The organism is Corynebacterium sp. UMB6689, assembly GCF_030215295.1.
Lineage (GTDB): Bacteria > Actinomycetota > Actinomycetes > Mycobacteriales > Mycobacteriaceae > Corynebacterium > Corynebacterium aurimucosum.
On the sequence record NZ_JASOLS010000001.1, the window covers coordinates 64,769 to 91,168 of the forward strand.

The window sequence follows — 26,400 nt, forward strand, 5'->3', positions numbered from 1 at the left end:
AGGCCTTCCGAGTCTTTGGCGATCGCTCCATCCCACGGGCGTGTCCAATGCACCGTCCGTGCAGAACAGCCCGCCGAAAAACTCACAAACTCCCAACCGTTTGAACGGTCAGGGGTTTGTGGCGCGTGACTAGATGAGCTTTAAAAGCCGGCTTTCTTGAGGGCATCGGCCATCGAGCCACCGCCGCCGCGGTCCGCGCGGCCACGCCCACCGTTGCGCCGGTCGGAACGGCCGCCTCGCCCCTCGGAACGCCCGCCGCCGTTGCGGCGCTTGGGGGCGGGCTGGCCGGGTTCGTCGTCAAGCCGCAGCGACAAACCAATGCGCTGGCGCTCCACGTCGACCTCCATGACCTTGACCTTCACCACTTGGCCCGAACGGACCACATCATGCGGGTCAGAGACGAACTTGTGGCTCATCGCGGACACATGCACAAGCCCGTCCTGGTGCACGCCAACGTCGATGAAGGCACCAAAGGCCGCAACGTTGGTCACGGTGCCCTCCAGAATCATGCCCGGTTTCAAGTCCGAGACCTTGTCTACGCCTTCCTTGAAGGTAGCCGTCTTGAATTCTGGGCGCGGGTCGCGGCCAGGTTTGTCCAGCTCCGCAATGATATCCGTCACCGTCGGCACACCGAAGGTATCGTCAGCAAAGTCCGCCGGCGACAGCTTCGTCAACACGCGCGAATTGCCGATGAGCTCCGAAACCCCCAGCCCGGTCTTCTCCGCGATGCGCGCCACCACCGGGTAGGCCTCCGGGTGCACGGCCGAGGCATCGAGCGGGTCCTTACCTCCATTGATGCGCAAGAAGCCAGCCGCCTGTTCGAAGGCCTTCGGCCCCAAGCGCGGCACCTTCTTCAGCTCCTTGCGTGAAGCAAACGTGCCATTCTCATCGCGATAGGCCACGATGTTGGCCGCAATCGTGGAGTTCACTCCGGCCACGCGCTCCAGCAACGGAGCCGAGGCGGTATTAAGGTCCACGCCGACGCCATTCACGGCATCCTCCACCACACCATCGAGGGTGCGGGCGAGCGCGACCTGGTTGACATCGTGCTGGTACTGCCCCACGCCGATGGCCTTCGGGTCAATCTTCACCAGCTCCGCCAGCGGGTCCTGCAGGCGGCGCGCGATGGACACCGCGCCGCGCAGGGAGACGTCCATGTCGGGGAACTCATCGGCCGCCAGCTGCGAAGCCGAATACACCGATGCACCGGCTTCCGAGACCACGACCGGGTTCGGCCGCTTCCCACCCGCCTGCGCGATGAGGTCCGCGACTTCACCGGCGAGCTTCTCCGTCTCACGCGAAGCGGTGCCATTACCAATCGCCATGAGGTCCACCGAATGAGCCGCGCTTAACGACGCCAACTCCCTCACCGCCTCAGCCCACTTCTGCTGCGGCTGGTGCGGGTAGACGATGGTGGTGGCAAGGACCTTGCCCGTCGGGTCGACGACCGCGCACTTGACGCCATTACGGTAACCCGGGTCCAAGCCCAGCGTCGCGCGCTGGCCCGCCGGGGCGGCCAGCAGAACATCGCGCAAGTTGGTAGCGAAGACCTTGAGCGCTCCTTCCTCGGCCTTCTCCTTGAGACGCATGCGCACGTCGAGGCCCGAGGAGATGGAGAGTTTGGTGCGCCAGCCCCAGTGGACGGCGTCGGCAAGCCAGCGTGAGGTGGCAACGTCCAAGTCGAAGCGCTCCGCAATCATGCCCTCATACATGGCGTCATCGCCGGCATCGAGGTTGAGCTGCAGCACGCCTTCGTTCTCACCACGCAACAGCGCCAGGATGCGGTGCGAGGGAAGCTTGTCGAAAGGCTCAGAGAACTCGAAGTAGTCCTTGAACTTCGCGCCCTCGGTTTCCTTGCCTTCCACCACACCGGCATTCATGGAACCGCTGGTGTACATGCGCTCGCGCACTTCGCCGACGAGGTCCGCGTCCAGTGCAAAACGGTCCACCAAGATAGCGCGAGCACCCTCGAGGGCTTTCTTCGCTTCCTCGAAGCCTTCAGTGAGGTACTCCCCTGCCAGCTCGGCCGGATCCGCCGAAGGATTCTCAATGAGTTTGTCCGTCAGCGGCTCAAGTCCTGCCTCGCGCGCGATATCCGCCTTGGTCTTGCGGCGCTTCTTATACGGCAGGTACAGATCCTCCAGCCGCGCCTTGGTCTCGCAGCCCTGGATCAGTGCGCGCAGCTCATCGGTCAGCTTGCCTTGCTCCTCAATCGCGGCGAGCACCGTTTCCTTGCGCTCCTCCAGTTCCCGCAGGTAGGTCGAGCGTTCCTCGATGATACGCAGCTGCGAGTCATCCAGCCCGCCGGTGGCTTCCTTGCGGTAACGGGCGATGAACGGAACGGTGTTACCCTCCGCCATGAGCTTGAGGGCGGCTTCGACAAACTGCTCTTTGACGCCTAGCTCTCCAGCGATGGTGGCTGCGATATTCACAAAACCTCTTTATGGGTCGGGGACTCAAGACCTTCTCACCCTATACCCCGCCCTGCCACGCGCAGGAAGTGCCCAGCCCAAACTCGGTGTGACCAATCTCTGAGGTCCCGTACCACAATGTGTGCGGCGGCAAACAGTCCGCGACGGCCGCGGTGACCTTCGTCAGCGGTAAATCTGAAGAGCCGTTGACGATGACCCTCCACACGTGCTCACCCACCGGTGGCTGACCGTGCTTATCCATGTACTCGTTGACCAGAATGTTGTCGGGTTCGCAGGTAAATGACACGACCTCGGCGTTGATGTCCTGTGGCTCGACTCCGCCTTCACGCAAACGCTGCGGCATACCTTCGAGGACCTTGTTCCATTCAGCTTCGGTCATAAGTATTGACAAGTCAGTGCTCACGTCCATCTCAATCCTCCTTTAAGGTTTCCAGGTAGGCGCGATCGGCGTCACTTAGCTCCGCTGCATCCAGCAACTCTGGGCGGCGCTGCCACGTCCGCGCCAGCGACTGCTCGCGGCGCCACCGGTCCACACGGGCGTGGTCACCGGAGGTCAGCACGTCCGGAACCTGAAGGCCGCGCCACTCGCGCGGCTTGGTGTAGCTGGGCCCCTCCAGCAGGCCATCGGAGAAGGAATCTTCTTCGTGCGAGCGCCGGTTCCCCAACACACCAGGAATGAGGCGCACGACGGCTTCAGCAATGACGAGAACAGCTACCTCGCCGCCGATGAGCACGTAGTCGCCAATGGAGACCTCACGTACGCGATAACGGTGCTGCGCATCGTCGACGACGCGCTGGTCGATGCCCTCGTAGCGCCCGCACGCAAACACAATATGCTCCTCCGCGGACCAAGCTTGCGCATCGGCCTGAGTAAAGGGCGTGCCCGCAGGGGTCGGCACGATGAGCAGCGGTTTGTCCGAATCCTCGCTTTCACCATAAGAGCGCGCCTCGACGCCATGGATGTCATCGTGGCGCGGCTTGCTCAGGTGCGGCAGAGCGCTCTGGAGGTCCTGGGTGGAGGCGGTGCCGGAGGAGACGTCGTCAAGCGCCGGCCCCCACACCTCAGGCTTCATGACCATCCCGGGGCCACCGCCATAGGGAGAATCATCGACGGATTTGTGCACGTCGGTGGCCCACTGGCGCAGGTCATGCACGCCCACCGCGAGCTTCCCCTGCTCGATGGCCTTACCCAACAGCGCGTGGCGCAGCGGGTCGAGATACTCCGGAAAAATGGTGAGAACGTCAATCCTCATAGGTCGAGCAGCCCTTCCGGCGGGGTGATGGTGCAGGTCCCTGCCTCCAGATCGATCTCCGGCACGATCTCCTCCACGAAGGGCACGAGCGCTTCTTTGCCTTCGGTGAGCGTGACTTCTAGGAGGGACTGCGTCGGTCCGTGCGTCACGCCGGTCACCTCACCCACCTCTTTGCCATCAAGGAGGACGCGCAGGCCTTCCAACTCGTAGTCATAGAAGCCGTCGTCTTCTGGGTCATCCAGAGGTTCGGCGAAGAACTGGGTGCCACGCAGGGAATCCGCGGCCGTGCGGTCTGGGATTTCCTTAAACGTGATGAGCAGGCGTCCCTTGTGGGCGCGCACCGCTGCAATGGTGAGCTCATGTTCCTTCTTACCTTGCTTACCGTGAAGGACCTCGCCGACGGCGAATCGGGTCTCAGGGGAATCGGTGGTCACCTCGACGGAGACCTCGCCTTTAATGCCGTGGGATTTCACCACGCGACCAATGAGTAGTTCCATGCCTGCTAGCTTAACGGGCTACGCTGGGGCGGCATGACTGAGCTTCCCATCAATGATGCAACCACCTTTGGCGACGCCTCCCACAACAGCGCCGCCCTCGCAACGCTGAATCTGCTCGATGAGGCCCCCGAGCCGCACCCCACACGCCCCAGACCAGCCGTTAAGAGGGTCCTCAGTGCCGACGGCGCAAACCTCATCCTCTTTTCATTCCTGCCGGGACAAGACCTACCTGATCACAAGGCCGCACACCCCATCACCGTGCAGGTGCTCCGGGGATCGGTGATTTTTAGTTGCGAGGAACAAGATGAGGTGCTCGCTCCCGGACGCATAGTGCACCTTCCGGCGTACGTGCCACATGCGGTGACATGTAGCGAGGAACCTGCACTCATGCTGCTCACCATGTTGACGCCACACACTGGCGCGAATGTATAGACTTTTAGTACTATTCTTATAGTGTGAGTAGTTCGAAGCCGTATCACCATGGAAATTTGCATGAAGAGATCCTCCAGGAGGCCATCAAGCTTGGCCGGGAGGGAGGACCGGAGGCGGTGACGATTCGCGCCGCAACGCGCGCGGTTGGCGTCTCCCCTACCGCCGCCTACCGCCACTTCAAGGATCAAGCCGCGCTTCTCGATGCCGTCGCGGACGTCGCCACCTACGAACTCATTACCAAGCTCAGCGAGGCCTTCGAAGAGACGGAAGGCACCATCGTCGACAAGATGATGGCGGCTGGTTTTGCCTACTACCACTACGCCTTGGAGGAGCAGAACTTCTTCGAGTGCATGATGGCCACGAGCGGTTTTGATATTCCAGCTGGACTCGCGGCCGCGGCCGAGGGCCCCGGCGAGGACCTACGCGTGCAGGCCACATTCAATTTCTACGGCTACATGGAGCAGTATGCGCGCTCCATCGGACAGGAACCCAGTAAGCAACACATGATGCAGAATTGCCTGGCCGGCTGGTCCACTGTGCACGGTTTCACAGTCTTGTGCCTCAGCGGTCATTTGAGGTCGCTACCGGAGGAAAAGGTGGAAACCTTGGCGCAATCGGTCATAGCCTCCGCTGTCCGCGGCTTGGACTTCGACAATCCTCTGGAAGCGCACCACCCCGGGCGATCCTAAGCACTAAAAATCCCCGCGACCGACAGGTCAGCGGGGATAATCTTTTAGCCGAGTAGAAATTACTCTGCGGACTCCTCAGCTTCAGCGGAGTCGGCCTCTTCAGCCTTAGCGGCCTCTTCCTCGGCCTTAGCAGCCTCAGCGGCAGCGGCTTCCTCAGCAGCCTTCTCGGCGGCAGCCTTAGCCTCAGCCTCTTCCTTGGCCTTGCGCTTCTTCTCGGTGATGGCCTCGATGGTCGGGCCGTTGTTGGCCTCAGCCAGAGCAGCGTTGAAGAGGTCCAGCTTGGACGGCTTCTCCTCAGCAACCTTCAGGGTGCCCTCTGCGCCCGGCAGACCCTTGAACTTCTGCCAGTCACCGGTCACCTTGAGCAGTGCGAGAACCGGCTCGGTCGGCTGTGCACCGACACCCAGCCAGTACTGAGCGCGCTCGGAATCGATCTGGATCAGGGACGGCTCCTGCTTCGGCTGGTAGATACCGATGTTTTCGATAGCCTTGCCGGAGCGGCGGGTGCGTGCATCAGCGACGATAACGCGGTACTCAGCGTTGCGGATCTTGCCCATACGCTGCAGCTTGATCTTAACGGCCATGATTGGCTCCTTTTCTAGTCACCGGGCAGTTCAGACACGCGCCGCTTGGTGGCGCGCCGGTTCAACCCTTGGATTTATCCTGCGCGTGACGTGCCGGCCGTCCGTAGGCGGTACCGGCGTTACGCAGAGATGAAGTTTTATGTGTCCTCCACGCTGTGCGTGAACAACCCCACCAACTTTAGCGGAACCCACACAAGATAGGAAATCCCCCTTAGCTCTTGCAGAGTTAGGCCTTACCCCGCGAAGGGGGTAGTCTGTAATGCGGTTATTTCGACGCCACACACTCCTCTTTTTATGAATAAACAAGCCCCCTCTACATTCCGCTACCGTTACGACCTTGACGGCCTCCGCGGCATCGCGATCGCCTTGGTTGTTCTGTACCACGTCTTCGTTGGCCGTGTCTCAGGTGGCGTCGATGTCTTCCTCCTGCTTTCTGGATACTTCTTCTTAGGCTCGCAGCTGCGCTATGCCGCACGGCCGAATGCCTCCTTGAACCCGTGGTGGCCCATCTGGCGCACGCTCCGCCGGCTGGTGCCTTCCCTCGTGCTCGTCATCGGCGTGAGCTATGTGCTTGTCCGGCTCTTCGCCCCGAAGCTTTTAAACACGGAGCTCACCAAGCAGATCACTGCGACGGTCTTCTACTACCAGAACTGGGAATTAGCACGGCAGAACGCTGACTACGCCGCCGCTTCAGCAACTACGTCACCACTGCAGCACATGTGGTCCATGGCTGTGCAGGGCCAGTTCTACCTGCTGGGTATCTTCTTCGCTCTCGGCCTGGCCGCTTTCATGCGCCTGCGCCCCAAGAACACGGGCCTACGAGAACAGCGTTTCTCTTCCATTAATTCCATCGCGGGCCCGATCCTCCTCGTAGTCACCGTCGTTTCTTTTGCCTATGCATCCCGCGACGGCCTCTTTGGCACCCCGGAAAACTACTATTCCACATGGTCGCGCGCCTGGGAGCTAACTTTGGGCGCGGTGCTCGTTATCTATGGTTCGCACCTGCGCATGCCGCAGCGCCTGTCCAACCCCGCCACGGCTCTCGGCTTGGCGGCTCTGGCTGGTACCGGCCTGCTTATTTCCGATAGCTTGGCCTTCCCTGGGCCGCTGTCTCTTCTGCCCATCGGCGGTGCAGTACTCATCATCATTGGTTCCGGCGGGTCTTTCTCACGGGTGCTCACCACCCGGGTTTCTCGCTGGCTCGGTGATATCGCCTACCCGCTCTACCTGTGGCATTGGCCGCTGCTCATCATTTCCATCGCTGCCCTCGGCCTTGACACCCCTCCGTGGTGGCTCGGGGCCATCATCATCATGGTGTCGCTGGGCTTGGCGGACCTGACGCATCGTTTCGTCGAGAAGCCCCTGCGCCAGCACCGCAAACGCCCGCTTGCCGACGACCTCCCCGTCCACCGCGGCCTCGCCGACCTTCGCACTCGCACCGGCGCTCTGCGGGGCGTTGGCGGAGTCCTCGTTGCCGCCTGCACCGTTGCGCTCGTGGCCGTTCAACCGCTGTGGCTGCGCAGCCTGCAGGAAGCGAACCACGAAATGCTCGACCCGAAGCTCTACCCAGGAGCGACGACCTTCGTCGAGAACATCACGCCGCCTGAGAACGTAGAGATCAAGCCTGACCCGATTCTCGCGCGCGGCATTCAGCCGCCAGTCGCCGACAACTGGTGCTTCATCCCGGAGCAAGAGCCAACGGACTACTTCATCGAGACCCAGAAGGACGGCGTGACGCCGTGCATCTTCGGTGATGTCAACTCCGATGTCGAGGTCTACCTGGTGGGCGGTTCGCACGCGGAGCAGTATTCTTCGGCCTTGGATCACTTGGGCCGCGAGATGGGTTTCAAGCTGGTTCCGCTCACCCGCGTGGGTTGCCCCATCGAGCTCGGCGATGAGCTGAGTGTGAAGCCTTCCTGTGCCGAGTGGAGCAAGGAAGTGGTCAAGCGCATTATCGATGCGGACCCGGCCCTCGTGGTCTCTAATTCAACGCGACCCGGCCAGCCCTTGGGTCACGGCCCAGACGCCGTCCCGCCCGGCTATAAGGCCTTCTGGGACGAATTGGCCAAGCACGATATTCCCTTCTTGGGTTTCCGTGATAACCCGTGGGGATTCGATGAGCACGGCAATGGCCTCCAGTTTGATGAGTGCTACGTAGCCACCCAGGATTCTCTCGGATGCGGCATGCGCTTCGAAGAGGTCTACGCTCCCTATGACCCCGGCGCCGAAGTCCTCTCCCAGTACAAGAACATGCTGGCCGTGGACACCTCGACGTGGTTCTGCGATGCCAACGGCGATTGCCCGGTCATCATCGGCAATATCATGGTGTACCGCGATATGCACCACTTCACCAAGGCCTTCGCGGATTCGGCCATCCCGCTCATCCGTGAAGCCATCACCCCCTTCCTCAAGGGCGAGACGGTGCAGCAGCAGCCCCCGCAGATCCCGACGGACAGCCCCATAGTGCCTCAGTCCGCTGAGACGCCTCCGACCACACCGGCGGAGCCTATCCCCTATCCTGCATATCCGGCAGATAAAGCCATTTAAAACGACAAGGGCCGGCGCTTTTTAGCGCCGGCCCTTATTAGCGAAGAATGCAGCATTCTTCGGTTATTTCTTTTTGCCCTGCCCAAAGTCCAGGTTGTTGAGATCGATATTCTCCATGCCCTTCGGCATCTTGATATCTCCCAGCCCGGGCATGCCGCCGCCGAGCTGTTCCTGCATCTTCTGCAGTTCTTGCATCGACGGCATTCCGCCGCCCATCCCCGGCATACCGCCGCCACCACGACGCTTCGGCGGCTTGCGCTTGCCGTTCTTGCCCTTGCGGCCCTTCGGCTTCTTCTTGGTAGCGGAACGCCCACCGCCCATGCCTGGCATGCCAAAACGGCCGGCCATCTGCGACATCATCTTCTTGGCTTCGGTGAAGCGCTCAATGAGCTGGTTGACGTCAGACACGCTCACGCCAGAACCGAGGGCAATGCGCTTACGACGTGAAGCGTTGAGAATTTTCGGGTTTTCCCGCTCCTCCGGCGTCATACCGCGGATAATGGCCTGGATGCGGTCAAGCTGCTTTTCGTCGACCATATCGGCGATCTGGTTCATCTTGTTGCCGCCGGGCATCATCTTGAGCAGGTTGCCCATCGGGCCCAGGTTGCGCACCATGAGCATCATGTCCAAGAAGTCATTGAGCGTCATCTCGCCGGAGCCCATCTTCTTGGCGGCTTCCTCCGCCTTAGACTGATCCAGCTTGGACTCCGCCTGCTCAATAAGTGTCAGCAGGTCACCCATGCCCAGAATGCGCGAGGACATGCGCTCCGGGTGGAAGACATCGAAATCCTCGAGTTTCTCACCGGTGGAGGCGAACATGATGGGCTTGCCCGTGACCTCACGAATGGACAGTGCCGCACCACCGCGGGCGTCACCGTCCAGCTTGGTCAGGACGACACCGGTGAAGTCCACGCCATCGCGGAAGGCCTCGGCGGTCTGCACGGCGTCTTGACCGATCATCGAGTCAATGACGAAGAGGACTTCGTCCGGATTGACGGCATCGCGGATGTTGCGCGCCTGCGTCATCAGGGTCTCATCGATGCCGAGACGGCCGGCGGTATCGATGATGACGATATCGTGCTGGGTGCGCTTGGCCTCTTCGATACCGCGCTTGGCGACGTCCACCGGATCCCCATGGGAGGTTCCCATCTCATGCTCGTGGGAATCCAGGGAGGTACCCGGATCCGGAGCGTAGACATCGACTCCCGCGCGCTCGCCAACGATCTGCAGCTGCTGCACCGCGCCCGGGCGCTGAAGGTCACAGGCCACCAGCATCGGGGTGTGTCCCTTGGAGGCCAGATGCTTAGAAAGCTTGCCCGCCAAGGTGGTCTTACCAGCACCCTGGAGGCCGGCGAGCATGATGACCGTCGGCGGGTTCTTCGCCAGGTTTAGGCGGCGGGTCTCGCCGCCGAGAATCTCGATGAGCTCCTCGTTGACGATCTTGACTACCTGCTGCGCCGGGTTCAGTGCCTCGGAAACCTCGGCGCCTGCCGCGCGTTCCTTAATGCGCTTAATAAAGCCGCGCACGACGTTGAGCGAGACGTCCGCCTCCAGCAACGCCAGACGGATTTCGCGTGCTGTGGCATTGATGTCCGCCTCGGTCAGCTTGCCCTTGCCGCGCAGGCCGGACAGGGCTGATTGCAAGCGGTCAGACAAAGACTCAAACACGTTAAAAGTGCTCCCTCAACTATCGTGGATAAATTTATAACTTCCCCAGCTTAGCCGTTGACCAGTGCTTGGGTCACATTCCGGACTAGCGTAGCGCGGGGGATGTCGCCAAGCGGCACGGCGTGAAGCACCATCGTGGCACCCGGCGTGGTGGTGGATAGCCACTCGCACTCCGGAAGCAGCGCGAGCACGTGGCCGAGGGTACCTGGGTAGTCATCGATGCGAACCTCGAAGACTCCCCCAGTCCACATCGCCGTCGCCGGTCCCGGTACGAAATCAGGCAGCACGGTATAGGTCCCTGATTTATAGGACTGCACGAGGCGCTCCTCTACCGTCGCGAGGTCAATGGCACCGTGAAGAGCGCGAATATCAAACTCACCGGCATAGCCCTCCTCAGTGCGCACGAGGCGCGAGGAGAGGATGTTCCAGCCCAACGCGGCGATAAGTGCCAACGCACGCACGGCCTCCCTCTGATAGCTGCCGCGCCACAGGACGGTAAAGCTGTCATCCTCGGGGTTGTGGCGCAGTCCAATGTCGCGGTCGGCGGCAACCAGAGGACGAACTGGATGCAGAGCTTCTAGCTGTGCAAAAGCGCGGCCGCTGACCGCATCGATTCCTTTCTCCAGCCTGCGGTTCCACACGCCGGGACCGGTGGATTCAGCATCGGTGCGGGCGAGTACGACGAGGAGCGCTAGAGTCAGGTAGTCATAGCGCACGGCTTCGAGGAGCTCGTCACGGGCTTCATCGGATACAGGATCGGTACGGGAGACGATGCGCGCCAGAGTGGTGTGCTCAGCGACCACGGTTTGCACGCGGGAGCGATCCGCCAGGTCGAGGCCAAGCTTGGCCGCGGCACGCGCCACCATCTCCGCCCCCACCAGCTCGTGCGGGCGACCATATCCTTTCCCGATATCGTGGTAGAGCCCCACCAAGAGCAGCAGATCGGGCCTCGCTACGGAGGTGCGTGCTTCTGCACAGCGCGCGACGGTAAGGATGGAATGGTAGTCCACGGTATGAGCGTGCGTGCGCTCGCGCGGCAGCAGCCCTCGGATGTGTTCCCACTCTGGGACGAGCCGCTCCCACAAGCCGTGAGCATCCATCTCCTGAATGAGGCGCGGGGTATTGAGCGGCGAGGACAATAAACTAAAGAATGCATCCGTCGCAGCGGCGGGCCAGCGTTCGGGCAGCTCCGGTAACTCGCGCAGCTGCTCCCAGACATGGGGCGGAACGCTTCTGCCCGAGCGTGCTGCGGCGGCGGCCACGCGCAAGAGCAGCCACGGCTCATCCAAGTCCGCGGTACGAGCGAGGCGGATCTCGCCTCCGGCATCAACCACCCCAATATCGAGGGGCTTACGTGTGCGGTTGTGGCTGCGTTTGGATACGACTCCCCGGGCAGTCGCCAATGCCCTCTCCACGGCTCTATCTACCGCGGTAGCCGCGGTGACCACGGCCGCGGACAAGTCATAGCGGTCGGCGAAACCAAGCTCGTGGGCGATCTCCGCGGCGAACTCAGGGTCGAGAACATCGCGGTGCCGCCGGGCGGTGACGTGAAGGAGCGTGCGGACGTCGAGAAGCAAGGCCTGCTCCTCCTCAAGTGCTGGGGCATCCGCGAGGTTGCCAAGGGCGAGCGCCCGCAGGAATTGGATATCGCGCAGGCCGCCGCGCCCATTTTTAATATCCGGATGGGTCATCGTGGCCAGGGTGCCAGAACGGCGCCAGCGAGTAATGGCGAGGTCGACGAAAGCGTCGAAGTTGCTCTGCAGTAGGCGTCGCCACGAGGCATAGACCTGGGCGCGGGTGGAGTCCACGAGCTGCTTGTCGCCGGCAACGAAGGCCAGATCCAGCTGCGCGAAGCCGGCGGCGGGATCGGAACCAGCGATAGCGCCAAATTCGCTGGGGGTCCGCACCGCATAATCGAGCCGGTATTTGGCATCCCAGATGGGGTACCAGATTTCAGCGACCACATCTTCGGGCAGCTCCGTATCATCCGGGTGAAGGAGGATGAGGTCAAGATCCGAAAAAGGGGTCATCGCCCGGCGGGCGAAAGAACCCGTTGCGGCAAGCGCACAGCCGGACGGAAGCTGCAAAGACTGCGTGAGCTCTATCGCCGAGGTATAGGCGTCCTCACGCAGTTGAGCGGCCGTAGACACTTCTACAGGGCTGCCTCGCCGCGCTCGCCGGTGCGCACGCGGATGACATCCTCAACAGGAGTAATCCAGATCTTGCCGTCACCGATCTTTCCGGTATAGGCGGCGTCAACGATGGCAGAAAGGATATCCTCCACCTGCTCGTCGGAAGTGACTACCTCCAGCTTGACCTTGGGCACGAAGTCGGTGGCATACTCGGCGCCACGGTAGACCTCGCTGTGGCCGCGCTGCTGGCCGAAACCCTGGGCCTCGGTCACGGTCAGGCCGTGCACGTCGTGCTGCTCCAAGGCCTCACGGATGTCCGGCAGCGTGAACGGTTTGACGATGGCAGTGATGAGCTTCATCTGTTACTCCTTAGCTCCGGCGGTGTCGACCCGCGGCTGGACGGTTGGTGCAGGATTCATCCTAGCGTCGTGGGTGTGGCGGCGGTGCGAAGCCCCATGCGCCATAGACGAACTTCCAAAGTTCGCGCTAAACCTCCTCCTCAGAGGCCTCAACGGTCTGTGCACTCTTGCGCATACGCTTGGCGTACTTCACGTCAGTGACGGTCACACCGTAGATGGAGCGTCCCATGTAGAAGGAGCCCACCGAGGCGATGATCCACACGCCGAAACACGCGATCATGACCTTGATCAGCGACCACAGGGAAAACCCGTTCTCGGCAAAATCCACGACTACCTTCGCCACAAGCAGCAGCGGGACAGCCAAGCCGACCGTCGGCCCCAACAGGTTAACGCGGGTCAATGCATCAGGCGCACGCCACAAGGCGATAGCGGTCGCAATGACCAAGACCGTGGCCACGACCAACAGAATCGAGGCGATAATCTCCGGGATAGTCATGGTCTTACCTCCTGCCCTTCGAGATAATGCGGGCCATCGACAACGTCGGCAGCACGCCGGCCGCAATAGCCGCGAGCATGGCGATGTCATAGACGATGGACGCGTGATTAGTCATGGACCACGAAATATACATGCACAACATGCCGTAGAAGACCATGTCACTCATCACGGTGCGGGTGAGCTCATCACGGGAGCGCAAGGCCAAAACCAACGCCGCGCACACCGATGCGCCGATGAGGAAAATACAGACAAAGACTACCCATTGAAAGGCGCTCATCGAGGAAAAATCAATCATTTCTTATCATCCTTTCGGGCATCCTTGTTCTGCGCAACCTGGCGCAGGGGCCACACGGAATACTTCTCCACATCGTGCGCGGCAAGCGGGGTATCGTCCGCCTTCGCGATATCGGGTGCGCGCATATGGCGGCCCAGTGTATCCAGCGGATACTCGTAGAACGTAGAGGCGAGCTCCTTGGTGGGACCCTGCCCAGGAACGCCATAGTCAATCCCTTTCACCTGCGGGGCGAGGCGCTCCTCCATATCCGCCAGATCTTCCATAATGCTGGCTGGGTCATCCCCCATGACCGCTTGAACCAGCACGATACGCGGCAGGCCTTCTGCAATCGGCTCGCGCAAGCCCAAGGACAAGGTACCTGGGGTTGCGGTAATGGACGAGGTGAACCAGAAGATCTCCCACGCGCTGGTCACGCGCAAGGGGTACCGCACCACTACCGGGCGGTAGCTATTCTGCGGCTTGAAGGATTCCGCGGCGAGCGAGAAACCCGCGACAAAGATTTCCTTGATCAGCCATAGCGCGTAGACAACGGCATGCACTCCAGTCTTCATTTAACGGCCCTCCTGAAGGGAATCGATGTCGGGTAAGGCTACGGGGTCGTCGCCAAGCACTGCGTCTGCATAAGCCTCCGTATCCAACAAGTCCGCTGAGGCTTCCATCGTGACGCTGATGACCGGACCGGAGAGAATGAACATGGTCAGCGAACCCAGGATCAACGCTGCCGAGGGCGCCATCAGCTTCTTACGGATCACCAGCTCATCGGGCACCTTCTCCTTGGGCAAATCCTTGCCCCAGAAGACGCGGCGCCACACGCGCAGCATGGCTAGGAACGCGGCGAAGGAGGCGATGATAATCACCGCGATGACGGTCCATGCCCATGCCCCGCCGGTGCGCGCGACTTCCGCGACGATGAGGACTTTGCCCCACATGCCGGAGAAGGGTGGGAAGCCCACGACGGAGAAGGCACCTGCGGCGAAGATCCACGCGATGATGGGATCGCGGCGTGCCAAGCCAGAAAGCTTATTGAGCCTGCCTGTGCCGTACGTCTCCTCAATGGCGCCGGAGGCCAAAATGAGGGAGCCTACCGTGAGCATGTGGTGAATCGTGTACAGGATTCCGGCGGCCAGCGCGCGCTGGGCATCGTGGGTGGTGAAGGCCATCATCACCAGGATGAAAGGCATACCGTTGAGCATCTGGTAGCCCAGCACGCGGCGGATGGAGTTCTCAGCCAAACCACCGAAGGAGCCCACCACCATGGAGATGATCATGATGACGATGATGAGCGTTCCCCAGCGCTGGTCCATATCGAACAGCTGCACCCACAGGCGGTAGAGCATGTACACCGCGACCTTGGTGTGCAGGCCCGAGAAGAGTCCCATGACCGCAGCCGACGTGCCCGGGTAGGTACGCGGCAGCCAGGATTGCACGGGGAACACGCCAGCCTTCGCGGCGATGGCGATAACGATGATGCCGGAAGCTACCGTCACCGGACCGTTACCGGCGGCAGCACCTGTCAGCGCCGCGAGGTTAACTACGCCAGCCACCGAGTAGATATAGCCCACGCCAACCACCAAAAGCGTGGAGGCGAACAAGTTCACCAACACGAAGGCGCGGCCGGCAGCCAAGCGTGACCAGGTACCGGACATGGTGATGAGGCCATAGGAGGGCAGCAGCATGACCTCGATGAACACGAAGAAGTTAAAGAGATCAGCGGTGAGCAGGGCGCCGCACACGCCGGTGATCAAGATAAGCGTCAGCGATGGGTAGTAGCGCGACTTGGTCTCACCGCCCACGATGGCGAACCAGTTGGCGCCGAAGGCCACGATCATCGTCGTGATGAGCATCAGTGCTGAGAAGGTATCGGCCGCGAAGGCAATACCTGCGTTGCCCACGTAGTTGCCCACGCTGTGCGCCACCACACCGTTGTTCATGGTGTAAAGCAACAGTGCAAAGGAAGCGAAGATACCCACGCCCGGAACGATGAGCATGATGGCATCGCGCACGCGGTGCCATGGCGCAAGAAGCGCCAGCGCCGCCGATACGAGGGGAACCGCCGGGAAGAGCGGGAGGAGGGCGCTTACGGTGTCATACATCTAGTTGTCCTCCTCTTGTTCGAGTTCTTTCAAACGATCCATCTTGTTGGCCGAGCGCTCCAGAATCTCCCGGTTCTGGGTGTCTCGTCCCAGCGTGGAGAAAGCGTGGTCAATGGTGTTGTCATCCACCGGCTCAACGACGTCCGTGTCGTCGTTCGCGCCCATCGCCGCCATGGTCAGCAGAATGGTCGAGGTAGCCATGGAAATCACCACGGCGGTCAGCACAAAGGCCTGCGGCAGCGGGTCCGCCATCTGGTCCATGCCCACCTGCGATGGAAAGGACTCTCCGCGATAGGAGTACACGCCGGTGGCCAAGAGCATGAGGTTGGCACCGTGGCCGAAGGCCATCATGCCCAGCACGATGTGCACGAGGCCGCGCTGCTGGATGAGGTAGACGGCGCTACCGATGAGCAAAGCAATGGTCAGTGCGAGGATCATGAGTTCTTCTCCTCTTTAGCCGGAGTGTAGTGAGGCGAGGACGCACGGTGGCGCGCCTCGGAGTCATTGAGCAGCGCCAGTGGGTCCGAAGACGGGTTGATGGATTCGGGGTACGGGTCGTCGACATCCTCCAGCACCACGCGCGGGGTATTCGGCAACGCGGAATCATCATCGTGAACCCACGGCAAGAAGTCCCGCTCAGTGCCTGGACGCAGGTAACCGCCCAAAGCATTGATGGCCATGGTGAGCATGCCCAGCACCGCGAGGTAGATGCCCAGGTCGAAGATGAGCGACGTCGTCCAGTGCTGCCCCAGGGCGTGGCCATGGATGGCAGTGAGGAAACCACCGGAGCTATGCGACGTCGGGATGTAGCCGATGAAGCCAGCCACCAGCGCCACAATGATGCCCACGCCGGTGAGGTGAATCGGGGTCATGCGACCAAAGACAATCTCATCGGTACCGCGCGAGAGGTAGGTCAAGCCGATGGCCGCACCCATGATGAGTGCCGCCGGGAAGCCGCCGCCGGAAGCCTGGTGGCCGCGGTAGAAGACGATGAAGGACATGACCACCAAGATCGGGATGGCCACAGCAATACCCTTGCGCAGCGGCACCGAGTTGAGCTGCGACTGGCCGAACGGAGCCGGGCGTGTGCCGGAGGTGAACGGGAAGCGCGGCAGCGTCGAGGTGACCGCAGCGATAACCACAGCGGCCATGCCCAGCACTGACAGCTCGCCCAGGGTATCGAGTGCACGGAACTCCACGATGATGGTGGCCACTACGTTGTCGCCACCAGTAATATCCGGAGCGTTGTTGAGGTACCACATGGCCAGGTCCGAGCGCTCGTGACGCCCCATCAGTGCCCACACGCCCAGGAATGCGGTGAGCCCGGCGAGCACGGCTACGACGATGGAGCCCACCTTGCGGTTGGTGTCCTGCACGGGGTGGAACTTCTCCGGCAGGTAGCGCAGGACCATCATCATGACGATGACGGACAGCGCCTCCACCGTGAACTGGGTCAGGGCCACGTCGGGTGCGCCGAGAAGGAACATCTGTAAAGTCACGCCGGTTCCCGCGGTACCAATCATTACTGCACCTGTGAGGCGGTTGCGTGTACGCACCAAACCAAACATGGACAGCGCCACGATTCCCAGCGGCAGCAGGTCCCACGGATTATCAAGGCCGTCCACACGCGGGTTGAGAGCCACACCATCGACACCCGTGGACACCAGAGCGGAGCCCGCAAGGATGATGACTAGGAGGATGATCGGCAGGATCAGCTTCGACGGGTTGTGGGTATCGGACATGCGGCCAACGAAACGGCCGAAGGCTGCGCACACGTCCTGAATCCACTTCAGGATTTGGTTACCGGTGCGCGGTAAGAGCTGGCGCTCCTCCATCGCCGTCCACAGCGGACCGCGGAAGAACAACGCGATGATGCCAGCGATCAGCACCACCACAGAAATAAGCAGCGGGACGTTCAGGCCGTGCCACAGCGCGAGGTGGGAATGGCCCTCCATGCCGATGGCCGCCACGATGTTATCGAGCGGCTTATCGAGCGCTCCCATGACGAAGATAATTGGCACCGACATCACACCGGGCAGCGCCGCGGGCAGCCACAGCCTCACCGGGGCCTCATGAACATGCGACATCTTGCGCGGGCCATCGAAAAAGGCACCGAAGACAATTTTGGCGGAGTAGGTAAACGTGAAGAACGCACCCACGCCGGCGACGATGAGCAGCAGCACCTGGCCAGTTGAACCGATTGGAGCTTCCTCGAAGGCGGTGAGCATTCCTTCCTTCGACACGAAGCCAAACAGCGGGGGAACCGCCGCCATGGAGGCGGCACCAATGAGCATGGAGCCAAAGGTCCACGGCATCTTGTTCCACAACACACCGAGGCGGCGGATATCGCGGGAACCGGCCTCGTGGTCGATGACGCCAATGAGCATGAAGATGGAGGACTTAAACAGCGCGTGCGCCAGCGTGTGCACGAGCGCCGCCGCGATGGCGAAGGGGGTGCCAACGCCAATCGTGGCCACAATCCATCCCAGGTGGGACACGGTGGAATAAGCGGTCAGCTTCTTCAGGTCCGTCTTCTGCACGGCAAAGACCGCCGACATCACGGCGGTACCCATACCGGCGACGATAAGCAGCCAGTTCCACGCCGCAACATCATGGAAGATGGTGGAGAAACGAATCAACAAGTAAACGCCGGCCTTAACCACTGCTGCCGCATGCAGGAAGGCCGAGACCGGCGTGGCAGCCGCCATGGCCTCCGGCAGCCAGAAGTGGAAGGGGAACTGCGCGGACTTGGTAAACGCCGAGACCGCTATGAGAATGGCAACCCCGGTGGTTAAGCCCGGGCGCTCGGCCCACACATCAGAGGCCAAGATACCCTCAAGGTTCGTCGTCCCCGCTGCGGTTGCGGCAATCGCCACGCCCGTGAGCAAGGTAAGGCCGCCGATGAAGGTGAGGATCAGCGTGCGCTGCGAACCGGCCTCGCCGGACTTACCGCTGCGCGCGATGAGCATGAAGGACGCCAGCGATACCAGCTCCCAAGCCAGGAAGAGCACCACGACGTCGTTAGCCAGCACGAGCAGGAGAATCGACAGTGTAAACGCTGTCATCAGCACATAAAAACTGACGTTGCCTTTGCCTTTGGGCAGGTAGGCCGCAGAGTAGGTGAACACCACTGCGCCGATGACGAGAGCCAACATGGCAAAGAAGATGCCCAGCGCATCGCCCCGGAAGGCGAGATTAACGTCGACGCCTGGCGTGATGACATCACGCACCCACGTCACGGAATAGGACAGTTCTTCGCCACGGGCCAGTGCCGGAAATTCTTTAGCCAACAGTGCCGCGGCGATAATAAAAATGCCGGCTAGCGGGTAGCCGGCTGCGCGATCAGCAACCTTGACGGCTACTGGTGCTAGCGCCACTGCGACAGCTGCGAGGAGGACGACATACAAGAGTGTCACGAAAGAGTAGCCTCACGAACCGTTGTTAGGGCTGTTTAATCAGCCTCACATAGACAGGACTGTCCTAGACTACCATTGTGACCTCCCCCAAAGCACATTTTTAATGGGACGAAGATGACGAAAGCGCCCCGCAAAGGAGGCGCTGCGTCTCGAAAGAACTTAGGTCTAGCCCAGGGATCTATAAGGTCCTACTTCTCCCCCAGCAAGGCATCAACGAAGCCTTCAACCTCAAACGGTGCGAGGTCATCTGCGCCCTCGCCGAGGCCCACGAGCTTGACCGGCACGCCGAGTTCCTCCTGTACCTGGAAGACGATGCCTCCCTTAGCTGTGCCATCGAGCTTGGTCAGGACAACGCCGGTGATGTCGACGACATCGCGGAAGATGCGGGCCTGGGTCAGACCGTTCTGCCCCACTGTCGCGTCCAAGACGAGCAGGACCTCATCGACGTCCGTCTTCTTCTCTACTACGCGCTTGACCTTGCCCAACTGGTCCATGAGGTCCACGGAGGTGTGCAAACGGCCAGCGGTGTCAACGAGAACGACGTCCACGCCTTGGTCAACGCCAGCGGCCACTGCGTCGAAGGCCACGGAAGCCGGGTCCGCGCCTTCCTTGCCGCGCACGGTGGTAGCGCCCACGCGGCGGCCCCAGGTCTCCAGCTGGTCAGCAGCCGCTGCACGGAAGGTATCCGCCGCGCCGAGCAAGACGTTGTGGCCCATCGACACGAGCACGCGGGCCAGCTTGCCGGTCGTGGTGGTCTTGCCGGTGCCATTGACGCCGACGACCATGATGACGGCTGGCTTGCCATCGTTCGGCATGGCCTTGATGGAGCGGTCCATCTCCGGGTGGCCTACCTCGATGAGGGCTTCACGCAGCATGGCGCGGGCTTCGGCCTCGGAACTGACTCCGCGCTCCGCAATCTTCTCACGCAGAGAATCAGTGACCTGCATCGTGGACTTCGTACCCAAATCCGCCATGATGAGGGTGTCTTCGATGTCCTCCCAGGCATCATCATCCAGGTCACCAGCGGAAAGAATACCCATGAGGCCCTGGCCGATGGCGTTTTGCGAGCGCGACAGACGCCCGCGCAGCTTGCCCAAGCGGCCGGCAGCCGGCGCAATATCCTCCTGCGGCTGGGCTGCCGGAGCCTCAACCACCTCAGCGTCGTCGGATACCTCTAGCTCCTCCGGCTCAGCTTCAAGTGCCGCGCTTGCCGACGCCGCCTGGGCCCCCGCCGCCGCGGCAGCCTCCTCTGCCTCTGCATCGGCATCGGCTTCTACTTCTTCTGCCTCTGCCGCTGTTTCTTCTTCGGCCTCAGACTGGACGGAAGGCTCCTCCTCAGCCGGAACCTCAGGTGCCTCCGGAGTCTCCTCCTCTACCTTTGGGGCTTCGGCTACCGGCTCCGGTTCAGCAGTCTCCGGTTCGCTGGCCGGGACAGTTTCCTCCGTGTCCGCTTCATCCTTATCAACAGCAGCGGCACCGGATACGGCAGCACCAGCGGCTGCAGCGCCCGCGGCACCTGCCGCGACAACGCCAGCGGAAGAATCTTTCTCTTCTTCTACCTTTGCCGACTCCTTCTGTGCAGCCGGTTCCGGCGCGCTCACCGGCTTCGCGTCTGCGACGGGTTCCGGCTTCGGCTCTGCCTGAGACTTCGGCTCTGCCTCAGGCGTCGGTTCCGCCGCAGGCTTCGCTGCCTTCGGTGTCTCCTCTTCATCCTTGAGCTGAGCGTTCGCTAACTCGGTGGCATCACGCTGCTCAGACTTCTTCTCCGCTTGCGGCTGAGCTTTGGGCTCGGCCGGTGTGGGCTCCTCAGTCTTAGCCGCAGGCACAGGTTCCTTGGTAGCGCCGCCGCCAGCCGGGGCAAAATTAAAACCAGACTTAGCTTGGTAGTTGCCGGACTTCTGTTGCTGGGTCAGCTCCTTAGGCTCCTCCGCAGGCTTTTCGAAGGAAACCTTCTTTGACTCGCCGCGCTTCTTGCCCAAGACAACGAACAAGACCACGAGCAGAATCAGGACGATGACTGCTATCGCAATCCACATAAAAGTAGTATTCATGCCCTCCATAGTGCCAGGGTTGTCCACATCCGGCACGATAAGGAGGGTGAAAAGTGCTGGGCGCAAGCCCCACCCTAGCGCGGGGCATCCACGCCGAGACGTGTGGCGTCCTCCGCCGCCTGTGCTGTGCCCGGCGCCTCACCAGCACGGGACATGCGCTGCGAAATCACGCGCGTCACGCCATCGCCGCGCATCGTCACTCCATAGAGCACGTTGGCCACGTCCATCGTCGGCTTCTGGTGGGTAATGACGATGAGCTGAGAATCCTTACGCAGCTCCTCGAAAAGTGCGATGAGGCGGCGCAGGTTGACGTCGTCAAGTGCGGCTTCCACCTCATCCATGACGTAGAACGGTGAGGGACGCGCACGGAAAATCGCCACGAGCATAGCCAGGGCCGTCAAGGACTTCTCGCCGCCCGAGAGCAGTGACAAGCGCTTCACCTTCTTACCCGGCGGGCGGGCCTCCACCTCGATGCCGGTGGCCAGCATGTCATCCGGCTCCGTGAGGATGAGACGACCTTCGCCGCCCGGGAACAGCGTCTGGAAGACCTTGGGAAACTCCGCTTCCACGTCATGCCAGGCATCCGTGAACAGCTGCAAGATTTGCGCATCCACATCTTCGATAACGCCAGTCAGATCCTTGCGGGCCTGAATCACGTCATCTAATTGCGTGGACAGGAAACTATAGCGCTCCTCCAGAGCCTTGTACTCCTCCAAGGCCAACGGGTTGACCTTGCCCAAGGAGTTGAGGTCCTTCTCGGCTTGCTTCAACCGCTTGGTTTCGGCGGAGCGATCGAAGTCCTCACCCGGTGTGTACTCCTTGAGCAGATCGGGGATAGCAATGCCGAGTTGCTCCACGATCTTGCCCTCGGCCTCATCCACCCGCACTTGGGCCTGGCTGCGGGCAATCTCAGAGTTATGCGCGGAGTCGGTCAGGCGATCGAGCTGCTGGCGGGTCGAGGAGACCACTTGCTTCGCCGATTGTGCACGCCCTTGTAGCACGCCGCGCTGGGTGACCAGCTCATCGCGTTCCTCGGCGGCCCGCTCGAGTGCCTGCGCGGTCCGGGCAGCCAAATCTTGGGCATGCTTGTCGACAGTCCCCGCCAACCGCGCCTGTGCTTGCCGGCGGGCCATCGCCTGGTCGTGGCGGGCTTTGGCCTGGCGTTCGTGCTGGGCTTGGCGCCGCAGGGCCTCTCCCCTGCCCGCTGCTTGGCCGACCTTTTCCTCCGCACTGCGGGCCGCCATCTGGGCCTCTACCTCCATGGCCTTGACCTGTTCCAGGGCCGTCGAGGCAGCATCGCGTTCCACCGAGGAGGGTTCATCAGCCTGCTCTTCAGCGTCCACGCGCGACAAGCGGTCACGCGCCTCCGCCAATTCTTCGCGCAGGCGGGCTAACTGCACCTCGATATCCGTGGCTCGGGCGGCGGCTTTTTCATGCTCAGCCTTGTTTGCCTCGTACTGCTTGAGCAAGCGCTGGTGATCGCGCTTCCACGCTTCGAGTTCGTGATCGTGCTCCCGCAGTGCGGCCTTGGCACTCGCCGCACCTACGCGTGCATCGTCCGCCGCCAGCTTCGCGCCTTCGAGCGTGCCGGATAGCTCCTCCAGCTCATGAGTGGCTGATTCCAGTTGTTGCTCGGCCTCCGCAATCTGGCCGCTTACCTCAACGGTGGAGACGGCGCCTGTTCCTGCCTCCACCCAGCCTTCGCCGACGAGTAGGCCCTCAGAGGTCACAGCACGCAAGCGCGGATCCTCCGCAATAAGTTCACGGGCCGCGCCATAGTCATCAACCAGGACCACGTCGGAGAGCAACCGCGTCACCGCCGCCGATACTTCCGGGACCAAGACCATGTGATCCAGCAGCCAGCTCGCCCCGGAAGGCAAGTCCGCGTCAAGGCGCCAGGCTGAACCGGTGGGTTCCGCAGCGACGTCGATCAGCGGCGTGCGGCTCGCCTGCGCCAAGTCGCGCACGATGTCCCCGCTCACCGCGCCGGCTTGGGCCTCCGCAAAGGAACCGAGTGCTGCCGCAACGGCTGTCTCATAGCGAGTAGAAATGAACTCTGCGAGAGGTTTGAATCCCTCCCCCAGCTCGAGTGCTTCCGGAACGGTCTGGCCAAGGGTATCGATCCGAGCGCGCAAACTATAGACGGTACGCTCGTGCTCCCGCTGGGCATCACGCAGCTGCTCCAAGCGTTTATCGGCCGCGGCAGATTCGCTGGCCGCGCGCACATGCGCTTCCTCCAGCGGCTCACGCTCGGCAGCCAAGTGCTCCAGCTTGTCCGCCACCTCATCGGCTTCCGCCTGCGCTCCCCTAGTGCGCGACTTCGTATTCGCTAAAGTCTCTTCCTGACGCGCTAACTCAGACTCCGCGGAGCTGACCTGACCCGCCAAGTTCTCCTCGGCGGCGATGAGGCGAACCACGCCTTCACGGCGATCCGCAATGGCGCGCAGTTGCGCCATGTGTTCTTTATCAGCAGCCTCGAAGGCTTCCCGGCGCTCGGCCACTTCCTCCCGGATAGATTCCAAGCGCTCTGCAGCCTCTTCGGCCACGGCCAGCAACTCTTCGTGCTCCTCATCGGCTCGCTGGCCACGTGCCTCGAGCTCCTCCGGATCCTGGCCCGCGTAGGCCACCTGTGAGCCGACGTTGCTGGCGCGCTCGGCCGCGATGCGCTGCGTGGCAGAGATTCGCTCGCTGAGGGTCGATAACTCGAACCACAGCTTCTGCGCGGCCTCCGCGCGCGGCGTGACATCCCCCAACTCGGCCTCTACCTCAAGCTGGATCTCGGTCGCCTCTTCCAGCTGGGCTGTCACTTCCTCGACCTGCTCGGCGAGCACCGCCGCGCGTTTCTCAGCGTCATCGAATGTCGCGCGCAACCGCACCACACGGTCACCAGCAAGGCGCAGTCGGGCATCGCGCAAATCCGCTTGCACAGTGGCTGCACGTTGGGCGGCCTCCGCTTGGCGCGCCAGCGGCTTGAGCTGTTTGCCCAGCTCATCGGTCAAGTCCTGCAGGCGATCCAGATTGGCCTGCATGCCCGTCAGCTTGCGCTGCGCTTTTTCTTTGCGGCGGCGGTGTTTGAGCACGCCCGCGGCTTCTTCGATATAGGCGCGGCGATCTTCCGGGCGGGATTCCAGAATCTCCGCCAGTTTTCCCTGGCCCACGATAATGTGCATCTCCCGGCCAATGCCGGAATCAGACAGCAGCTCTTGGATATCCATGAGGCGCGCTTTCGCCCCATTGATCTCATATTCGCTCGCGCCATCCCGGAACATGCGGCGGGTGACGGAAACCTCTGAATACTCGATGGGCAAGGCACCATCGGAATTGTCAATCGTCAGTGTGACCTCTGCGCGGCCGAGGGCCTTGCGGTCCCCGGCACCGGCAAAAATGACGTCCTGCATCTTGCCGCCGCGCAGTGTCTTGGCGCTGCCTTCACCCATGACCCACGCGAGCGCATCGACGACGTTTGATTTACCCGAGCCATTCGGGCCCACCACGGCGCAGATACCGGGCTCGAATTTCAGGTTCGTCGCGGACGCGAAGGACTTGAATCCTTTGAGCGTGAGCGATTTGAGGTGCATTCGAATAAGTTTAGCGCTCGATGAAGCCCGACTCACCGCGCGGGGCGGCCCACTGCTCCACCACGGCGTTCACCACGCCTGGACGGTGGGTGGTCGACGGTTCTTCACGCAGCAAGGCCAGCAACTTCTCGCAGTCAGCACGCGGGCCTTCAGCAACCACCTGGACGCGTCCGTCCTGGAGGTTCGTCGCGTGCCCAGCCAGCCCTAGTTCGAGGGCGCGGGAACGCGTCCACCAGCGAAAGCCCACGCCTTGGACGTGTCCAAGAACGAAAGCTGTGAGGCGTTCATGGCCTGCAGAGGCTGCTGCCGTGTCTGCCATCTAGTACTCCCTCAAGTTTGTGCGGTCGCTCAAGTCAAATTCGTGATCGAGACGGCGACGGTCCTCCGCGCTGCGGCGCGTGACCGGATCCGTACCATCCCAGCACTCGACGTTGTGCAGTTCCGGCAGCATATCACGGTGGAAGACGGGATCCAGGCCCTTGCGGCGCTGCTCGTTGTAGTTCTTCAGCAGCTTGATGGCCACGCCAGACAGCGGCACGATGGCGCACACGTTGAGTAGAACCATAATGGCCGCGCCGGTATCGGCCAGGTCGAACACGGTACCCAGCGGGGCCACCGCGCCGTAGAAGACGAAGGCCAACACGATAAGACGGAAAGTCCACAGCACCCACTTCTTCCCGGAGAGGTACTCCACGTTGGACTCGGCAAGGTAGTAGTTGCCCAGAATCGAGGAGAAAGCCAGGAAGAACAGGATGAAGGTGACGAAGTGGATGCCCCACTCACCCACCACGCCGGAGAGCGCATTCTGGGTCAGCGTCACGCCCTCAATCGCATCAGAGCCGAAACGCTCGAAATCGGTGCCCAGCAGAATGATGAAGGCGGTAATCGTACACACCACCAGGGTGTCGAAGTACACGCCAAGGGTCTGCACGAGGCCCTGCTTCACGGGGTGGGATACCGTCGCCGTTGCTGCAGCGTTCGGCGCCGAACCTTCGCCCGCTTCGTTGGAGAACAAACCACGCTGGATACCTTTGAGCATCGCCATGCCCACGGTGGCACCGGCAGCTTCCCGGAAGCCAAAGGCAGAGCCCACGATCGAGACGACCATGTCCGGCACCTTGTCAAAGTTCACAATAACGACGATGAGACCCAAGATGAGATAGGCGCCCGCCATAAACGGCACGATAAACTGGGTCATCGAGGCGATGCGCTGCACGCCACCGATGATGATGAGCCCGGACACGGCGACGACTGCGATGCCCACGCCTGCCTTGAAGGCACCGGAATCCTGCCCGAAGGAGGCCGCCAAAGAATCGGAAATGGCGTTGGTCTGGAACGCATTGTAGAACCAGCCAAAGGTAATGGCGATGGCCACGGAGAAGATGGTTGCTAAAGGCTTCCACCCCAGGCCACGGGACATGTAATAGGCCGGGCCACCGCGGTAGGCGTCCCCCTCACGCACCTTCCACAGCTGCGCCAGGGTCGACTCCACGAATGCTGTCGCACCACCCAGGATGGCGATGAGCCACATCCAAAACACCGCGCCGGGGCCACCCACGGAGATAGCCACGGCCACGCCTGCAACGTTGCCGGTGCCCACACGAGAGGCCGCTGAAATGGTAAATGCCTTGAAGGCAGAGATTCCGCCATAGTCGGCATCCTCATCGACGCCGACGCCCTTGGGCTTCTCGACGACCGCCTTGAACATGTCCGGCACCATGCGGACCTGCACCACGGCGGTGCGGATGCCGAAGAAGAGGCCCGCGGCGATAAGCAGCCATGGCAGGACATAGGACCACAGGCTGTCGTTAATGACACCAATCACGGTGCTGAAGATTTCTTGCATGGGTTACACATTAATAACTCACACCAGAATCG

At 61.8% G+C, this 26,400-nt stretch carries 21 protein-coding genes; 3 read left to right on the forward strand and 18 right to left on the reverse strand.

Translation table 11 applies throughout. From position 1 onward, the window contains the following. Positions 1-140 precede the first annotated feature (140 nt). The 4 genes from QP363_RS00320 to rimM are packed head-to-tail and all read right to left on the reverse strand — an operon-like array spanning position 141 to position 4,182. Complete coding sequence (locus QP363_RS00320) at positions 141-2,432, reverse strand: Tex family protein (protein WP_070719428.1); 2,292 nt, start codon at positions 2,430-2,432, stop codon at positions 141-143. A 40-nt stretch (positions 2,433-2,472) separates the two neighbouring features. Beyond that, on the reverse strand, positions 2,473-2,841 hold the full coding sequence (locus QP363_RS00325; protein ID WP_070445512.1) for a hypothetical protein: 369 nt from the start codon (positions 2,839-2,841) through the stop codon (positions 2,473-2,475). 1 nt (position 2,842) lies between these two features. After that, positions 2,843-3,685, reverse strand: coding sequence for a tRNA (guanosine(37)-N1)-methyltransferase TrmD (gene trmD / locus QP363_RS00330; RefSeq protein WP_284761924.1), 843 nt, complete (start codon positions 3,683-3,685; stop codon positions 2,843-2,845). Continuing rightward, positions 3,682-4,182 carry a ribosome maturation factor RimM gene (gene rimM, locus QP363_RS00335; protein WP_284761925.1) on the reverse strand — a complete coding sequence of 167 codons (501 nt, stop codon included), beginning with the start codon at positions 4,180-4,182 and terminating at the stop codon, positions 3,682-3,684. Before rimM ends, trmD begins: the two co-directional genes overlap by 4 nt. A 33-nt stretch (positions 4,183-4,215) precedes the next feature. Here rimM and QP363_RS00340 point away from each other — a divergent pair, with 33 nt between their 5' ends. After that, positions 4,216-4,614 carry a cupin domain-containing protein gene (locus QP363_RS00340; protein ID WP_216379754.1) on the forward strand — a complete coding sequence of 133 codons (399 nt, stop codon included), beginning with the start codon at positions 4,216-4,218 and terminating at the stop codon, positions 4,612-4,614. A gap of 23 nt (positions 4,615-4,637) precedes the next feature. Further along, a complete protein-coding gene (locus QP363_RS00345; protein ID WP_070719432.1) occupies positions 4,638-5,303 on the forward strand; it encodes a TetR/AcrR family transcriptional regulator in 666 nt (221 codons plus the stop codon). A 59-nt stretch (positions 5,304-5,362) separates the two neighbouring features. On the opposite strand, the gene rpsP is transcribed toward QP363_RS00345, so the two are convergent. After that, positions 5,363-5,887 (reverse strand): 30S ribosomal protein S16, encoded by a 525-nt coding sequence (gene rpsP / locus QP363_RS00350; protein WP_070445501.1) that lies wholly within the window; start codon positions 5,885-5,887, stop codon positions 5,363-5,365. A gap of 294 nt (positions 5,888-6,181) precedes the next feature. On the opposite strand from rpsP, the gene QP363_RS00355 reads away from it, so the two are divergent. Further along, positions 6,182-8,434, forward strand: coding sequence for an acyltransferase family protein (locus tag QP363_RS00355; protein WP_284761926.1), 2,253 nt, complete (start codon positions 6,182-6,184; stop codon positions 8,432-8,434). 63 nt (positions 8,435-8,497) lie between these two features. Here QP363_RS00355 and ffh read toward each other — a convergent pair whose 3' ends face one another. From ffh to QP363_RS00420, 13 genes are all read right to left on the reverse strand, one after another. Next, positions 8,498-10,102 (reverse strand): signal recognition particle protein, encoded by a 1,605-nt coding sequence (gene ffh / locus QP363_RS00360; RefSeq protein WP_070445495.1) that lies wholly within the window; start codon positions 10,100-10,102, stop codon positions 8,498-8,500. A 50-nt stretch (positions 10,103-10,152) separates the two neighbouring features. Next, positions 10,153-12,252, reverse strand: coding sequence for a [protein-PII] uridylyltransferase (locus QP363_RS00365; RefSeq protein ID WP_284761927.1), 2,100 nt, complete (start codon positions 12,250-12,252; stop codon positions 10,153-10,155). A gap of 2 nt (positions 12,253-12,254) precedes the next feature. Then, complete coding sequence (locus tag QP363_RS00370) at positions 12,255-12,593, reverse strand: P-II family nitrogen regulator (RefSeq protein ID WP_284761928.1); 339 nt, start codon at positions 12,591-12,593, stop codon at positions 12,255-12,257. 127 nt (positions 12,594-12,720) lie between these two features. Next, positions 12,721-13,089: a Na+/H+ antiporter subunit G gene (locus tag QP363_RS00375; RefSeq protein WP_070445486.1), complete on the reverse strand. Its 369-nt coding sequence runs from the start codon at positions 13,087-13,089 to the stop codon at positions 12,721-12,723. Positions 13,090-13,093: 4 nt separating this feature from the next. After that, on the reverse strand, positions 13,094-13,384 hold the full coding sequence (locus QP363_RS00380; protein ID WP_070445483.1) for a cation:proton antiporter: 291 nt from the start codon (positions 13,382-13,384) through the stop codon (positions 13,094-13,096). Then, positions 13,381-13,935, reverse strand: a complete 555-nt coding sequence (locus QP363_RS00385) for a monovalent cation/H+ antiporter subunit E (protein WP_284761929.1) — start codon at positions 13,933-13,935, stop codon at positions 13,381-13,383. Before QP363_RS00385 ends, QP363_RS00380 begins: the two co-directional genes overlap by 4 nt. Then, positions 13,936-15,477: a monovalent cation/H+ antiporter subunit D family protein gene (locus QP363_RS00390; RefSeq protein ID WP_070711433.1), complete on the reverse strand. Its 1,542-nt coding sequence runs from the start codon at positions 15,475-15,477 to the stop codon at positions 13,936-13,938. It lies immediately after the preceding gene. Continuing rightward, positions 15,478-15,915 carry a cation:proton antiporter subunit C gene (locus QP363_RS00395; RefSeq protein WP_010190439.1) on the reverse strand — a complete coding sequence of 146 codons (438 nt, stop codon included), beginning with the start codon at positions 15,913-15,915 and terminating at the stop codon, positions 15,478-15,480. Then, positions 15,912-18,893 carry a DUF4040 family protein gene (locus QP363_RS00400; RefSeq protein ID WP_216379767.1) on the reverse strand — a complete coding sequence of 994 codons (2,982 nt, stop codon included), beginning with the start codon at positions 18,891-18,893 and terminating at the stop codon, positions 15,912-15,914. The genes QP363_RS00395 and QP363_RS00400 overlap by 4 nt, the downstream gene beginning before the upstream one ends. A 188-nt stretch (positions 18,894-19,081) precedes the next feature. Further along, a complete protein-coding gene (gene ftsY / locus QP363_RS00405) occupies positions 19,082-20,944 on the reverse strand; it encodes a signal recognition particle-docking protein FtsY (RefSeq protein ID WP_284761930.1) in 1,863 nt (620 codons plus the stop codon). A gap of 74 nt (positions 20,945-21,018) precedes the next feature. Further along, entirely contained in the window at positions 21,019-24,522 is a 3,504-nt protein-coding gene (gene smc / locus QP363_RS00410) for a chromosome segregation protein SMC (protein ID WP_284761931.1), read from the reverse strand. A gap of 10 nt (positions 24,523-24,532) precedes the next feature. Then, positions 24,533-24,841, reverse strand: coding sequence for an acylphosphatase (locus QP363_RS00415; RefSeq protein ID WP_070445466.1), 309 nt, complete (start codon positions 24,839-24,841; stop codon positions 24,533-24,535). Continuing rightward, positions 24,842-26,368: a sodium:alanine symporter family protein gene (locus QP363_RS00420; protein ID WP_284761932.1), complete on the reverse strand. Its 1,527-nt coding sequence runs from the start codon at positions 26,366-26,368 to the stop codon at positions 24,842-24,844. Positions 26,369-26,400 lie beyond the last annotated feature (32 nt).